The organism is Vibrio sp. B1FIG11 (assembly GCF_905175335.1).
Taxonomy (GTDB): Bacteria; Pseudomonadota; Gammaproteobacteria; order Enterobacterales; family Vibrionaceae; genus Vibrio; species Vibrio campbellii.
On record NZ_HG992752.1, the window covers coordinates 1543280 to 1557622 of the forward strand.

At 45.1% G+C, this 14343-nt stretch carries 13 protein-coding genes; 4 read left to right on the plus strand and 9 right to left on the minus strand.

Annotated features, from left to right (window positions below):
- Positions 1-113 precede the first annotated feature (113 nt).
- Positions 114-1064: a transaldolase gene (tal, locus tag KHO06_RS23535; RefSeq protein WP_005425862.1), complete on the plus strand. Its 951-nt coding sequence runs from the start codon at positions 114-116 to the stop codon at positions 1062-1064.
- A gap of 125 nt (positions 1065-1189) precedes the next feature.
- Complete coding sequence (gene tkt, locus KHO06_RS23540) at positions 1190-3181, plus strand: transketolase (protein ID WP_212582662.1); 1992 nt, start codon at positions 1190-1192, stop codon at positions 3179-3181.
- 125 nt (positions 3182-3306) lie between these two features.
- Here the strand turns inward: tkt and KHO06_RS23545 are convergent, their stop codons facing one another.
- The 3 genes from KHO06_RS23545 to aroG form a co-directional block, all read right to left on the minus strand.
- Positions 3307-4869 (minus strand): PAS domain-containing methyl-accepting chemotaxis protein, encoded by a 1563-nt coding sequence (locus KHO06_RS23545; protein WP_045372611.1) that lies wholly within the window; start codon positions 4867-4869, stop codon positions 3307-3309.
- 221 nt (positions 4870-5090) lie between these two features.
- A complete protein-coding gene (locus KHO06_RS23550; RefSeq protein ID WP_212582663.1) occupies positions 5091-6263 on the minus strand; it encodes an MFS transporter in 1173 nt (390 codons plus the stop codon).
- A 154-nt stretch (positions 6264-6417) separates the two neighbouring features.
- Complete coding sequence (gene aroG, locus KHO06_RS23555; protein ID WP_012129738.1) at positions 6418-7470, minus strand: 3-deoxy-7-phosphoheptulonate synthase AroG; 1053 nt, start codon at positions 7468-7470, stop codon at positions 6418-6420.
- A 460-nt stretch (positions 7471-7930) separates the two neighbouring features.
- On the opposite strand from aroG, the gene KHO06_RS23560 reads away from it, so the two are divergent.
- Positions 7931-8911 (plus strand): OmpA family protein, encoded by a 981-nt coding sequence (locus tag KHO06_RS23560; RefSeq protein WP_045398914.1) that lies wholly within the window; start codon positions 7931-7933, stop codon positions 8909-8911.
- 460 nt (positions 8912-9371) lie between these two features.
- Here the strand turns inward: KHO06_RS23560 and cyoE are convergent, their stop codons facing one another.
- From cyoE to KHO06_RS23580, 4 genes are read right to left on the minus strand one after another with little or no spacing between them, the layout of a single operon-like run.
- A complete protein-coding gene (gene cyoE, locus KHO06_RS23565; protein ID WP_212582664.1) occupies positions 9372-10286 on the minus strand; it encodes a heme o synthase in 915 nt (304 codons plus the stop codon).
- Positions 10279-11298 carry a COX15/CtaA family protein gene (locus tag KHO06_RS23570; RefSeq protein ID WP_212582665.1) on the minus strand — a complete coding sequence of 340 codons (1020 nt, stop codon included), beginning with the start codon at positions 11296-11298 and terminating at the stop codon, positions 10279-10281. The genes cyoE and KHO06_RS23570 overlap by 8 nt, the downstream gene beginning before the upstream one ends.
- A 13-nt stretch (positions 11299-11311) precedes the next feature.
- A complete protein-coding gene (locus tag KHO06_RS23575; protein ID WP_045379962.1) occupies positions 11312-11848 on the minus strand; it encodes a hypothetical protein in 537 nt (178 codons plus the stop codon).
- The gene (locus KHO06_RS23580; RefSeq protein ID WP_212583427.1) at positions 11845-12612 is read right to left on the minus strand and encodes an SURF1 family protein; all 768 of its coding nucleotides are present in this window, start codon (positions 12610-12612) and stop codon (positions 11845-11847) included. The genes KHO06_RS23575 and KHO06_RS23580 overlap by 4 nt, the downstream gene beginning before the upstream one ends.
- Between KHO06_RS23580 and KHO06_RS23585 the strand changes: the two genes are divergently transcribed.
- Complete coding sequence (locus KHO06_RS23585; RefSeq protein ID WP_005425979.1) at positions 12611-12847, plus strand: DUF2909 family protein; 237 nt, start codon at positions 12611-12613, stop codon at positions 12845-12847. The two genes, KHO06_RS23580 and KHO06_RS23585, sit on opposite strands and share 2 nt — an antisense overlap.
- A 2-nt stretch (positions 12848-12849) precedes the next feature.
- Here the strand turns inward: KHO06_RS23585 and KHO06_RS23590 are convergent, their stop codons facing one another.
- Together KHO06_RS23590 and KHO06_RS23595 are read right to left on the minus strand one after the other, a co-directional pair.
- Positions 12850-13734 (minus strand): cytochrome c oxidase subunit 3, encoded by an 885-nt coding sequence (locus KHO06_RS23590; RefSeq protein ID WP_010452572.1) that lies wholly within the window; start codon positions 13732-13734, stop codon positions 12850-12852.
- Between the two features lie 11 nt (positions 13735-13745).
- Positions 13746-14336 (minus strand): cytochrome c oxidase assembly protein, encoded by a 591-nt coding sequence (locus KHO06_RS23595; RefSeq protein ID WP_212582666.1) that lies wholly within the window; start codon positions 14334-14336, stop codon positions 13746-13748.
- Positions 14337-14343: the final 7 nt, after the last annotated feature.

Genomic DNA, 14343 nt, shown 5'->3' on the forward strand with positions numbered 1-14343 from the left:
GCTGAGCAGATGTCTCGTTAAATATGATGAGACGATTAGCCGACACGCTTGCAAATGCACAAGCTGTGGTACTCAAAACCACACTTAAGCCCATTTATATAGGATGATCGATTATGAGCAACAAGTTAGAGCAACTTCGTAAACTAACAACTGTAGTAGCGGACACTGGTGAAATTGACGCAATCAAAAAGTACCAACCTGAAGATGCAACAACGAACCCATCTCTTATCCTAAAAGCGGCTCAAATCGAAGAGTACGCACCTCTAATCGACGCTTCTATCGAATACGCAAAAGCACAAAGCAACGACAAAGCACAACAAGTACAAGACACTTGTGACATGCTTGCAGTAAACATCGGTAAAGAGATCCTAAAAACTATCCCTGGCCGTATCTCTACAGAAGTAGATGCTCGTCTTTCTTACGATACAGAAGGCAGCGTTGCTAAAGCTCGCCAGCTTGTAAAAATGTACAACGACGCAGGCATCACTAACGACCGCATCCTAATCAAACTGGCTTCTACTTGGGAAGGTATCCGCGCTGCAGAGATCCTAGAGAAAGAAGGCATCAACTGTAACCTAACGCTTCTATTCTCTTTCGCGCAAGCTCGTGCATGTGCTGAAGCAGGCGTTTTCCTAATCTCGCCATTCGTTGGCCGCATCATGGACTGGTACAAAGCGAAAGAAGGTCGTGACTTTGAAGCTTCAGAAGATCCAGGTGTAATCTCAGTAACAGACATCTACAACTACTACAAAGACTACGGTTACAACACAGTTGTTATGGGCGCAAGCTTCCGTAACATCGGCGAGATCCTAGAACTTGCTGGCTGTGACCGTCTAACTATCGCTCCTGCTCTTCTTGCTGAGCTAGAAGCGGCTGAAGGCGAAGTTGTAGAGAAACTGGTTGATTCTAAAGGTTCTAAAGAACGTCCAGCTCCAATGTCTCACGCTGAGTTCCTATGGGAGCACAACCTAGACGCAATGGCTGTTGAGAAAGTAGCTGAAGGTATCCGTAACTTCGCGGTTGACCAAGGCAAACTAGAAGACATGATCGCAGCTAAGCTTTAATTGCTTACCAAAAGCGAGTAGCCAGCCTACTCGCTTTTAGCATCAGCGCTTTATTCAAAAAATTCTATTTGAACTTGTTCCGACGAGTTCCCTCTATTTAAATCAAATATCGAGAAGTAACTACTATGGATCGTAAATACCTTGCAAATGCAATCCGTGCACTAAGCATGGACGGTGTTCAACAAGCTAACTCTGGTCACCCAGGTGCACCTATGGGTATGGCTGATATCGCTGAAGTACTTTGGCGCTCTCACCTAAACCACAACCCATCAAACCCAGAGTGGGCTGACCGCGACCGTTTCGTACTGTCTAACGGTCACGGCTCTATGCTTATCTACTCTCTACTGCACCTTGCAGGCTACGAGCTATCTATCGACGATCTTAAGAACTTCCGTCAGCTTCACTCTAAGACTCCTGGTCACCCAGAGTACGGCTACGCACCTGGTATCGAGACAACAACGGGTCCTCTAGGTCAAGGTATCACTAACGCTGTTGGTATGGCAATGGCTGAGAAAGCGCTAGCGGCTCAGTTCAACAAAGAAGGCCACGACATCGTTGACCACTTCACTTACGTGTTCATGGGTGATGGCTGTCTGATGGAAGGTATCTCGCACGAGGCTTGTTCTCTTGCTGGTACGCTAGGTCTTGGCAAACTGATCGCATTCTGGGATGACAACGGCATCTCTATCGACGGTCACGTTGAAGGTTGGTTCTCTGATGACACGCCTAAGCGTTTTGAATCTTACGGCTGGCACGTAATCCCTGCTGTAGATGGTCACGACTCTGAAGCGATCAACGCAGCAATCGAAGCGGCAAAAGCAGATCCACGCCCTACACTTATCTGTACTAAAACTATCATCGGTTTTGGTTCACCAAACAAATCTGGTTCACACGACTGTCACGGTGCACCACTAGGTGCTGAAGAAATTGCAGCGACACGTAAAGAACTAGGTTGGGAGCACGGTCCTTTTGAAATTCCGCAGGAAGTCTACGCAGAATGGTCAGCGAAAGAAGCAGGCGCAGCTAAGGAAGCAGCGTGGGACGAGAAATTTGCAGCTTATGAAGCAGCGTACCCTGAGCTGGCAGCTGAATTCAAACGCCGCGTAAACGGTGATCTACCGGCTGAATGGGAAGCAAAAGCAAACCAAATCATTGCAGACCTTCAAGCAAACCCTGCGAACATCGCATCACGTAAAGCATCTCAAAACGCACTAGAAGCGTTTGGTCAAATGCTTCCAGAATTCATGGGCGGCTCTGCTGACCTAGCGCCTTCTAACCTAACTATGTGGTCTGGTTCTAAGTCTCTAGAAGCGAACGACTTCTCTGGTAACTACATCCACTACGGTGTACGTGAATTCGGTATGACAGCGATCATGAACGGTATCGCACTACACGGCGGTTTTGTTCCTTACGGTGCAACATTCCTAATGTTCATGGAATACGCTCGTAACGCTATGCGTATGGCTGCTCTGATGAAAGTTCAGAACATCCAAGTTTACACGCACGACTCTATCGGTCTTGGCGAAGATGGTCCAACTCACCAACCAGTTGAGCAAATTGCGTCTCTACGTCTGACTCCAAACATGAGCACATGGCGTCCATGTGACCAAGTTGAGTCTGCAGTAGCATGGAAACTGGCGATTGAACGTAAAGATGCACCATCTGCACTTATCTTCTCTCGTCAAAACCTAGCACAACAAGAGCGTACTGCTGAGCAAGTTGCAGACATCGCAAAAGGTGGCTACATCCTGAAAGACAGCGATGGTAAACCTGAGCTAATCCTAATCGCGACTGGTTCAGAAGTTGAGCTAGCTGTGAAAGCGGCAGAACAACTAACTGCTGAAGGTAAGAAAGTACGCGTGGTTTCAATGCCAGCTACTGATACTTTCGACAAGCAAGACGCGGCTTACCGTGAATCTGTACTGCCATCAGACGTAACGGCACGTATCGCTGTAGAAGCCGGCATTGCTGACTTCTGGTACAAGTACGTTGGCTTCGACGGTCGCATCATCGGTATGACAACATTCGGTGAGTCTGCGCCAGCTGACCAACTGTTCGAAATGTTTGGTTTCACTGTAGAAAACGTAGTGAACACAGCAAAAGAACTGCTAGCTTAATCACTTAGAATTATCAGTTTTCTCTATTGCGAATTTGAAAACTGAAAAGCCCCGCTCTCTGTAGCGGGGCTTTATTTTATCTGTTCATTTTGAACAACGATTCAACGATCTAGTTCTAGTTCGTATCACTTCTCTTCAAACTGATTCGCAAGTCGGTAGAAGTCTTGAACCTGCTCTTTTAACTGCTTACTGTTTTGCTCTACAGAATATGTCGCGGCCAAGTTCTGCTCCGCGGTAGAAGCAATCGAATGAATGTGTTGATTCACATTGCTAGACAGTTGCAGTTGCTTATTAGCAGAATCTGCGACATTCACCATCAACCCACTCATGGTTTGCATCATCTGCTCTACTTCCGACAAACGCAACGCACTTTGCTCTGCAACTTGTGAGCATGTATCCGTTTGATCTTTGTTAGCGATAATGTCTTTCTGCCAGCCCTGAATCGTCATCAACATGGTTTCAATGGATGCTTTAATTTGCTCAGTAGCATTCGAAGTACGTCCAGATAGCGCTCTCACTTCATCGGCAACCACAGCGAAGCCACGACCTTGTTCACCCGCTCGTGCTGCTTCAATTGCTGCATTAAGCGCTAGCAGATTCGTTTGATCGGCAATACCACCAATCTCTTCCATTAATTGACTTACCTTCTGCGCTTGATCACTCAGTTGATAAGTCGTCTCTGTGGCTTTCTCCGCCTGTAAACTAAGCTGCGCTAGGTTGGTATGAGTTTGATCAATCGTGTCTTTCGCCATCAAACAAGATTTCAAAGTGTCATCAATCAATACATGGGCTTCATGAGAACTAGATGATACTGAATTGGCAGATGCTTCCATTGAATCGGCCGCGTCACGAACCTCGTGAATATCGTTGTTTTGCTGAGTCAGTGCAGACAAGACTTCCGCCGTTGTGTGACTCAACTCTTCAGCACAGTTTTGTAATGGCACAGCTGAATCTGTCATACGTCCAAGAACAGTACGAATACGAGCAGAGAGCATCTTTATATGAAAATCTGCAATCGAGAACGGTTTATTACCTGAATACACCAAACGACTCACGCTATCGTAATGGGCTTGCAGCTTTTTAAATTGCAGTGGCGTATCAATAAGCTCTTGGCGGAACAACATTGCGAGCACCCCAGCTGGGAGCAATGTCGCAAGCCAAGCCAAAGGTCCTTCAAGTGAAAAAGCGTAGCCAGCTGTTGGTGCCGCAAGCGCACCAAGTAGAATCGCATAACGCAACGTATCACTCAGTTTCAAGGTCCAAGCACGGCCAGATTTTTCAGACTTCAATAAGCCCTGATATGCTTTAGAAGCAATGTCCACCCACTCTCGCTTTGGCTTTACACGAACCGACTGATATCCCACAATTTGGTGGCCTTCATAAATGGGCGTTACATAAGCATCCACCCAGTAATATCCACCAGACTTCGTGCTATTTTTTACAATTCCGCGCCACGCTTTGCCTTGTTTTAGACGAGCCCACATATCACCGAATGCCGCTTTAGGCATGTCACCATGGCGTACGACATTGTGGTTTTGTCCGAGCAGTTCATCGTGACTGTATTCAGCGATTCTGCAAAATGCATCATTGCAATAAGTGATAACACCTTTGAGATCGGTAGTGGAGACCAGTTCGTCAGAATCTCCTACGAGAGTTTCTTGAGCTTTATTGGAAGTTAAGGCTGACATAGATGAGGCTTCTATAGTTATTATTAAATTGCGACAGGATATATACACGATTGTTATATTTATTACAAAATGCTAGAGAAAAAACCTTACTAATGCGACATTTCGAGCTCGAAAAACTTACTTAGATAACAATAATTAACCAATTATTTTGTGGGTTGTGAGCCGATAGACAAAAAAGACCCAGCGTACATAACTGGGTCTTATAAAATCTTGAAGTTGATTTATGCAACTTGAGATTCAGAGTTACTATTTGCTTTGATAAAAAATATTCCCATTACCAATAGTACAAAAGGCAGGACATACAAATTCAAGTTCTGCCATCCTACGGTAGATTCCAACCAACCAGACAAAAGCGCAGTAACGGTGACGCAGCTAAAAACGAAAAACTCATTAAACGCCTGTGCTTTACTCTTGTTCTTTGCTTCATAACTCTGACTAAACAAGCTTGTGGCGGCGATAAACATGAAATTCCATCCAACCCCGAGTAAGATCAACGCGGTACTGAAATGCCAAATAGAAAGCCCATGAATGTTAATGGCGATACACGCAATAAATAGAACTCCACCAGCCAATATCATCCTCTTCGCGCCAAACTTCTCAATCAAGCTGCCAGTAAAGAAAGCAGGAACAAACATGCCCAAGACATGCCATTCAATCACACCAGCCGCTCTGGTGAAGTCAAAGCCACAGCCAATCATCGCTAACGGAGTTGCGGTCATTAAGATATTCATTACGGCATAAGCAACCATCGCAGCTAGAACTGCGATCATAAAATTTGGACGACGCACAATCACATTGATCGAGTCTACTTTTGCACGAGGGCTCTGAGTATGCGCTGCGGGAAATCGAATAGTTTGGAGTAGAATGAGCGCAACAACATACAAGACAATTAAGACGGCAAAGGCGCTAATATATAAACCATCACTTGACCACTTCTGTGAGTAGACAGCGAGGTTTGGTCCCAGTACTGCCGCCAATACTCCCCCCGCCATAGAGATAGAAATTGCGCGGTGCCTCGCAGATTCATCACAAACTTCAATCGCAGCAAATCGATAGAGCGTACCAAAGCCAATCCCTACTCCTAATAAAAAAGTAGAAGTACAAAACAACGTGAAGTTCTCTAGTGACAGCGCATAAGTTGCTAATGAGGCGCCTAGGATTCCAATAACGTTGCCCAAGCTAAAACCCAAACGACGGCCTAGCTTCCCCATTATTAGAGAGGCAGGAATGGTCGCTGACATCAAACCAAGAAACTGCAGCGCCACAGGGAGAGTGATCATACTGGATGAGGGCGCAATTTGTTTGCCGATCAACGCAATGACGGAAATCAGCAGTATGTTCCCTGTCATCAATAAAGCTTGGCAAAGCGATAGTAGCCAGACGTTTCGATTCATCTCATTCCTTGAGTCTTTTTTAACCTATTTAGACACCATAACGGATTTAAAACTAAAACACATCGAATATGTGCAACAGGTGAATTTTCATATTGCTGGGATATTAAAAAAGCCAGCGAACTGCTGGCTTTTGAAAGATTAGAAACGCTTATGTTTACTTAGCGCGACGTGCTTTTACTGCATCCGATAGCTGACGTAGAACCGTTTCAGTATCTTCCCAACCGATACATGCATCAGTAATGGATTGCCCGTAAGTTGCTGCCTTACCGTCAACTAAGTCCTGACGATCTTCAACAAGATGAGATTCGATCATCACGCCAAAAATAGCATCTTCGCCGCCAGAGATCTGCTCTGATACGTCATCAGAAACCAACATCTGACGCTTGAACTGCTTAGAGCTGTTTGCGTGACTAAAATCGATCATCACTTTCTTCGGTAGACCCGCCGCGTCTAGCTCGTCTTTGATTTGCGCGACATGAGACGCACTGTAGTTAGGCTCTTTACCACCACGAAGGATGATATGACAATCAGGGTTACCCGCCGTTTCAACAATCGCAGAGTGACCGTACTTAGTAACTGATAAGAAGTGGTGAGATGCGCTTGCTGAACGGATTGCATCACTCGCGATTTTGATGTTGCCGTCTGTACCGTTTTTGAAGCCAACTGGGCAAGACAAACCTGACGCTAGCTCACGGTGTACCTGAGATTCAGTCGTACGTGCACCGATAGCACCCCAGCTAATAAGGTCCGCTACGTACTGTGGCGTGATCATATCTAGGAATTCACTTGCAGTAGGAAGGCCCATGTCTGTTAAGTCAAGCAACAGCTTACGACCAATACGAAGACCGTCGTTTAGCTTGTAAGTGTCATTTAGGTACGGGTCGTTAATTAGGCCTTTCCAACCTACCGTTGTGCGCGGTTTTTCAAAGTAAACGCGCATCACTACTTCTAGTTGCTCACCGAGTTCGTCGCGAAGTACTTTCAATTTCTTACCATACTCAACCGCGGCTTCTGGATCGTGAATAGAACACGGGCCAACAATCACCAGCAAACGGTCATCTTTACCTTCAAGAATATTGTGGATGGCGTTGCGACATTCAAACGTTGTTGTGGAAGCAGTTTCGGTTGCCGGAAATTTCTCAAGCACTGCAACAGGTGGCAATAGCTCTTTTACTTTATTAATTCTTACATCATCAGTTTGAAACATTACTTCTACTTCCTAATTACTATCCCTGACCCACTATTTTGCCCCAACTTTACTCAGTGCAACATTGTTCACAAAGCAAGCAATAACAAGGGCTGTAGGCTCATTTAATTGTGTCGATGGAAGTAACTTATCGACTTAACAGTAGACTTGCAATCACTTTTTCCAAAAAAATGCAAATTAACAACTAACGTTCATTTCAAAACACGGCGTACATTTAAGTTTACAAAAAAAGTTCAATAAAATTAGTTATTTTCTTAAAAGTTTAAAAATCTTGTCTACAATGTAAGAAATATCAGAAGTTTGTGAGGAAGTTCGCGACGAAAATTGTAGCAAGTTCTAAGATAATGTTGCTTGATGTTAAATTAAATGAATATTAAACTAATTTCTTATAACTACCTAGTTTTACTCTAATTGTTAAAACAAAGTAGAAATTAATATGCAATCAATACAAGGAAACACTATGAAAAAAGTAGCAATTGCAGTAGCAGCAGTGGTAGCTGGTGGTTTAATTAACTCTGCTCAAGCTGAAATGTATATCGGGGGCAAAGTGGGCATGACTACTTTAGATGATGCTTGCTATTTAAACAGCCCTTGTGATGATGATGCTTTCGGTGCCGGAATGCACATCGGTTACGATTTTACCGATATCATTGGTCTTGAGTATGGCGTTGATTACTTAGGTGACTACAAAGCTAACTTCAAGTCAGGGGCTAATACAGTTGATACGATTGACGGCGACCTTTGGGCTCTAACTCTTGCACCTAAATTCAACTGGCATCTAAACGATACGTGGAACCTATTCGCGAAAATCGGTGGTGCTTACATGATGTCTGGTGATGAGAAAGACTTTGTACCAACGGGTTCATTGGGTGCCGAGTACACTATCGACAAAAACTGGAGCGTTCGTGCGGAATACCAACGTTACCAAGACATCTCTGACGATGTGCTAGATGATATGGATGCTAACTTCTTCGGTATCGGCTTTAACTACAAGTTCGCAGCAGCGCCTGTTGTCGCGGCAGTAGTAACAGAAGAAGTTCTTGAAGAAGAACCAGTAATGATGACGAAGACGCACAAAGAAGAGTACGGTTCAGGTACGTTTGAATTCGACAGTGCGAAACTAACTGACTCAGTATCTGAGCGTCTAGACAACTTCGTTAACTTCTTGAACGAGTACCCACAAGCTCAAGTTGAAATCACAGGTTACACAGATAGCTCTGGTCCAGCTGCTTACAACCAAAAACTGTCTGAGCGCCGTGCACAAGCTGTTGCAGATTACCTAATCGCAGCAGGTATCGATGCAGACCGTTTCACGGTTACAGGTATGGGTGAAGAAAACCCAGTTGCTGACAACAGCACTCACGAAGGTCGTGAACAAAACCGTCGTGTTGAAGTTGTAGTACCTGAGTTCCAGTACGAAGAACTTGTACAACCAGAATAAGAGTTTCTACTCTTTTCTATAGTCTAAGGGGTGCTTCGGCATCCCTTTTTGTTTGCTTCGTATTTGTTCACGTCAGCACCATTTACAGCTGAGACTCCCTCAACTCGCTTCCTGCTTAAATCAAACCTTGTACTTGCGCACCCACACGCTTCTGGTTCGGGCTGTTTTCCCAAACGCGACAGACAGTTTAACTCACACGTTAAGTTTTTGTTTAGCAACACTCGACTGGCTCAAACGGAAACCGTGTTGCTCTACCCAATGGAAACTTCCCCTCCTGTTTCCATCACTAAAGAAAGAGTGCTTGATAGACTCGCCGCTACTAGAACAAGGGATAAATATGGAATGAATAAACGGTTTAGAGCGCACAGCTAAGAGTTACCCAGCAAAGTAATTTTCGATATATACGCCAACAAAAAACCGCACCTAATCAGTGCGGTTTGAAGCAACAGCTAAACGGCTTTTATGGCGTGAAGAACAGACCAAGATAATGATCCGCTAATAAAGCAACAAACAAAGCGAGTAAGTGATAAATGGAGAATTTAAAGGTTTCCATAGCGCTGCTCTGCTCAGGAGAAAACTTCAATTTCCAAGCGTGATACATAAAGCCTGCATTGAGAAGCAGCGAAGAAAAAAGATAAACCGAGCCAACCATACCCACCAGCACAGGAAGAATACAAACAAGTGTGAGTAGTATCGTGTACAGAAGAATCGAAGTTTTGGTGTATTCAATGCCATGAGTCACAGGGAGCATTGGAATATCCACTTTTCGATAGTCTTCGACGCGATGAATCGCGAGCGCCCAAAAATGTGGTGGTGTCCAAATAAAGATAATCATCACCAGTAACCAAGCATGGGCGTGCAGTTCTCCGGTTACAGCCGTCCAACCAAGTAGTGGTGGCATTGCACCTGCAATTCCCGCAATCACGATGTTTTGCGGCGTTGCGCGCTTTAGGTACATGGTATAAACCACCGCATAGCCTAGCAAACTTAAGAAAGTCATCCATGCTGTCAGTGGATTAACCAAGGCATAAAGCAACACAAAACCAATCACACCCAAAGCAGTAGCAAAAATCGCGACAGACATAGGATTGGTATCGCCCGAAGGTAATGGTCGTTTGTGCGTTCGAGCCATACGCGCATCAATACGGCGGTCGATGAGATGATTAAACGCTGCCGCCGACCCCGCCATCAAACCAATACCGATAAGGCCGATCGTAGCTTGTAGCCACGGGAAGTTAACGACCGGGGCCAAGCTCATACCAACGACTGCTGTGATAAGCATTAGGGCGACCACTTTAGGCTTTGTCAGTTTTAAATAGGTTGAACCAATCTTTTTCTTACCATTTTCTAGAGGTAACGCGATTTCTTTACTCATAGCGAACTCCTTTCGCTTGATGACTCCAATGAGCCTTACCTTGCCATAGATAAAACTGACTAACGCAGATAAGTGTAAGCATGATGGCTGCACCGAGATTGTGCGCAACCGCTACATAGATAGGTAGTTGGAACACAACATTACTAACGCCTAATAGGATTTGGCAAACCAAAGCTAAGCCAATCCAAACACCTAAGCGCTGAGAATGATGTGAGTCTTGTTTTAATAGTAATACGCAGTAACTCAGCACAACACATGCAGTAATGATGGCACCGATACGATGACTGACATGAATTGTCATTCGTGCTGGGTAATCTAGAACACCGAACTCATAGTTATCAAACCCTGTTTGCCAGAAAGAAAACGCCTCTTTCCAAGATAAGTAACTGGTCCAGTTTCCCTCACAAATCGGTAAAGCCGTGCACATAAGGGCGGCGTAGTTAGATGATGTCCAACCACCAAGCAGTACCTGCAACAACACCACGCCAAAAGCGATAAAAGAGAAGGTTCTCACGCTCTTCGAAGAGGGAGAGAAATAGAGACTACGTTGAGATTGTATTTGACAATAGAATACCGCTTGAAGTGCAAGTAGCGTAAAACCACCCAGTAGGTGCAGCATCACAATCACTGGCATCAACTTTAATGTCACTGTCCACATTCCTAATGCCGCTTGCCCAAGGACAAGAATGCACAGCAAAACCGGAATCGTCGGATCGACACGCTCGGCTCTCACCGCCATGATTGCCATCATCAGAATAACCAAGCCTAAAGTGCCAGCAAAGTAACGATGAATCATCTCTAACCATGCTTTCCCTTGCTCAACTGCTCGTTCCGGAAACAACGTATTTGCCTTCGTGACTTCGGCTTCGGTTTGAGGAACGAATAACTGACCATAACAACCCGGCCAATCTGGACACCCCAAACCTGCATCAGCCAGTCGCGTATATGCGCCTAACATGATGACCACAAGAGTAAGACACAGGCTGAACCTAACCAAACCATTTAACGTCATATTGCCCCCCTCCCTAGCCTACGCGTGACAACTTCAATAGTTTTCGTAAGTCCGCCAAGACGTCCTTACTTAACCGCACCAAATCCTCATTGGCTTCAGGTGTATAGGACATCACAAGCTGCCCGAGCGGATCGACGATCAACATCTGGCCTGCTTTTACTCTCGATGAAAGCGCGCCATTCATTTGCATCACGACAATGCTCTGGTCAACGTCATTCGCCTCTTCCGAAGTCCATATAACAGGCACAACACGCTCCTGATATTTACCTAATGCAATATGGCTTTGCTGCATCAAGTGTATTTGCTGCTGACATTGTTTTTGGCAATCTGAGGGCAATACATACGCTAGTTGCCAACCTTTTTCGTCTAGCGGGGATGGCTGACCTAATTGTTCGAGCGTGACATATGGCTCTACCAGTTCACCTCGATTGGTTACTCCCGTTTCGTACCAACCTTGACTCAATACAACCTTGGCAATAATCGCGGGGAGCGCAAATAGACAAACCAGAGACACCAATACAATTCGTCCTTTCGTGACTGCATTTGTCATTTCTCACCTCCTTGTGAGCGTGGTTGTCGAATCCAACGAATAAAAATCAGGATTGTGATAAGCAAAAATACACCAGCCATAGCAAACCATTGAAAAGCATAACCAAAGTGCTTTGCACTGGTTAAAGGTAATGGATTCCAAGGAAATGAATATGGCCACTGCGTTAAATTGTCGGGTTGAAGGACCGTTGGCATTAACTCAATGTTAAGTAGTTGGCTAAGTTGATTGATGTTGAGGTTTTGCACTCTGATCGTATCGCCGACTTCGGCCATCAGATCTGAACTTAACGGATTAGTCGATTTACGATACAAACGCCCAGTGATGTCATATGGTGCAAGCAGATGTTCAACCTTCGGTAACACGGCTCTGGAGCGTTCTCCCTTCACAAACCCAAGTTCAAGCAACGTCAGAGTCGCAGGATCATGAGACATCGACACGATTTGAAACGCAAGGTAACCCACTTCGCTCTGATACGTCTGGTTATCTAATAAAATAATTGGTAGTGGTTCAGGTGTCACATTCGCTTTTACTTTAATCCCTATAACACTCTCTTCTCGCCAATCGTTCATTTCCAATACTTCAGACATGTCCTTATATGAGGTATTTGCCCTTGCTAAAATGGCTTGCTCCAAAAGCTGCTTTTCATTGCCACGTTCCAATTGCCAAAAGCCCAGTTTGACCAATAGAGAAAACACAGCCACAGTTAAAAAGACAGCAACCCAAACCCATTTCGATAATATCGACGACGAAACCGGAGGTGCCATGTCCACCGTATTTCTGTTTAAGTTAACGCTTGTCCTTTTGCTGCTTTTCATCATCTTTAACCTCGCAAAAGCGCTTATCGAAATGGTTCGCGAAGACCCTGAGGATTCATCGAAGAAAGGCAAACCAATGAGCCACTATCTCGGTCGTCGTGTCATGTTTTCTGCGTTAGTCGTGATACTCCTCCTGATTGCTCTAGGGGCTGGATGGATAGCCCCTAACCCTCGCCCTTACTAGCTTTACAGCACATAAACGAAAACAAACAAGCATAGCCAAACCACATCAACGAAGTGCCAATACCAACTGCCCGCTTGGAATGCAAAATGGTCTTTCGGCGAGAAATGGTCTTTGGCGATGCGGAACAGCAATACAATGAGAAAAATGGTGCCAAGACAAACGTGCAATCCATGAAAGCCCGTGAGCATAAAGAAAGTGTTTCCGTAAATACCGGATTGCAGCGTTAGTCCAATGTCTTGATAAGCGTGCGCATACTCAACGGCTTGGTAATAAAGGAAGAAGCCCGCCAAGACGATAGTGATTTCCAACCAAACAATCAGTGCGGTTCGTTTATCTTGTTCTAAGCTGATGTGTGCCATATGTAAGGTAATCGAAGACAATAACAGCAAGATAGTGTTGGTTAATGGAATCCCTTGCCATGGCATAGCTTGCGTTGTTTCCCCACCAGGCGTCGTGGTGAGCGGCCATATCGCCTCAAAACTTGGCCACAACACTTCATGGGTCATGAAGTTGTTGTCGGCACCGCCTAACCAAGGTACCGAAATCATTCTCGCGTAAAACAGGGCACCAAAGAACGCGCCAAAGAACATCACTTCTGAAAAGATGAACCAACTCATCCCTTGTCTAAATGAACGCGTGATTTGCGCACTATATTTTCCGGTAAGGGACTCCGTGATAACGTTACTGAACCACCCTGCTAGCATGTAAAGCAGAAACAGCATACCAACCGCGAGAATAATGCCGCCAAGTGTGCCAACCGCACCATCACTTTGGGTACCTTGTACCGTCATCCCAGCACCGACCGCAACCAGGAATAACGCAAATGCCCCAACAATAGGCCAGCTGCTCTGTGCAGGAACATAATAGGTCTCAGGCTTGTTACTCATAAGTTCTCTCCTTACAGACGCTCACCCGCCTGTTGCTCACTCCTTGAGAGGCTAACTACCGACGACTCGCCCGATTGAGGAGGAAATTTGTAGAGTGTGTAAGACAAGGTCAATGTATGGATTGAATCCGGCACATCCGGTTCAATGTAGAAAATCAGAGGCATACTCGCTTGTTGCTTACCTTCCAATGGTTGTTGATTAAAGCAAAAACACTCGATTTTATTGAAGTAAGCCGCACCTGTGCCCGGCGATACGGAAGGTACAGCTTGCCCTATCAAGTCTTCGCCACTTTGATTAACTGCAAGATATTCAGTTTGAATCACTTCGCCCGGGTGAACATCCATGGATACAACCTTGGGTTTGAATTCCCAAGGCATATCTGGGCTTACGTGAACCATAAATTCCACACGAATCGTTCTACTGATGTCCGCTTGCATGCCTGTTGGCTGAATCGCTGCAACCTCACTGGTTTTACCGTTAATACCCAATGCATCGCACATAATGTCGTAGAGTGGTACCAAGGCAAAACCGAAGCCGAACATCATTGCTGTCGCTAACAGCAACTTGATAGTGAGTTTCTTATTAGATGAATTACCTTGCATCTCACTC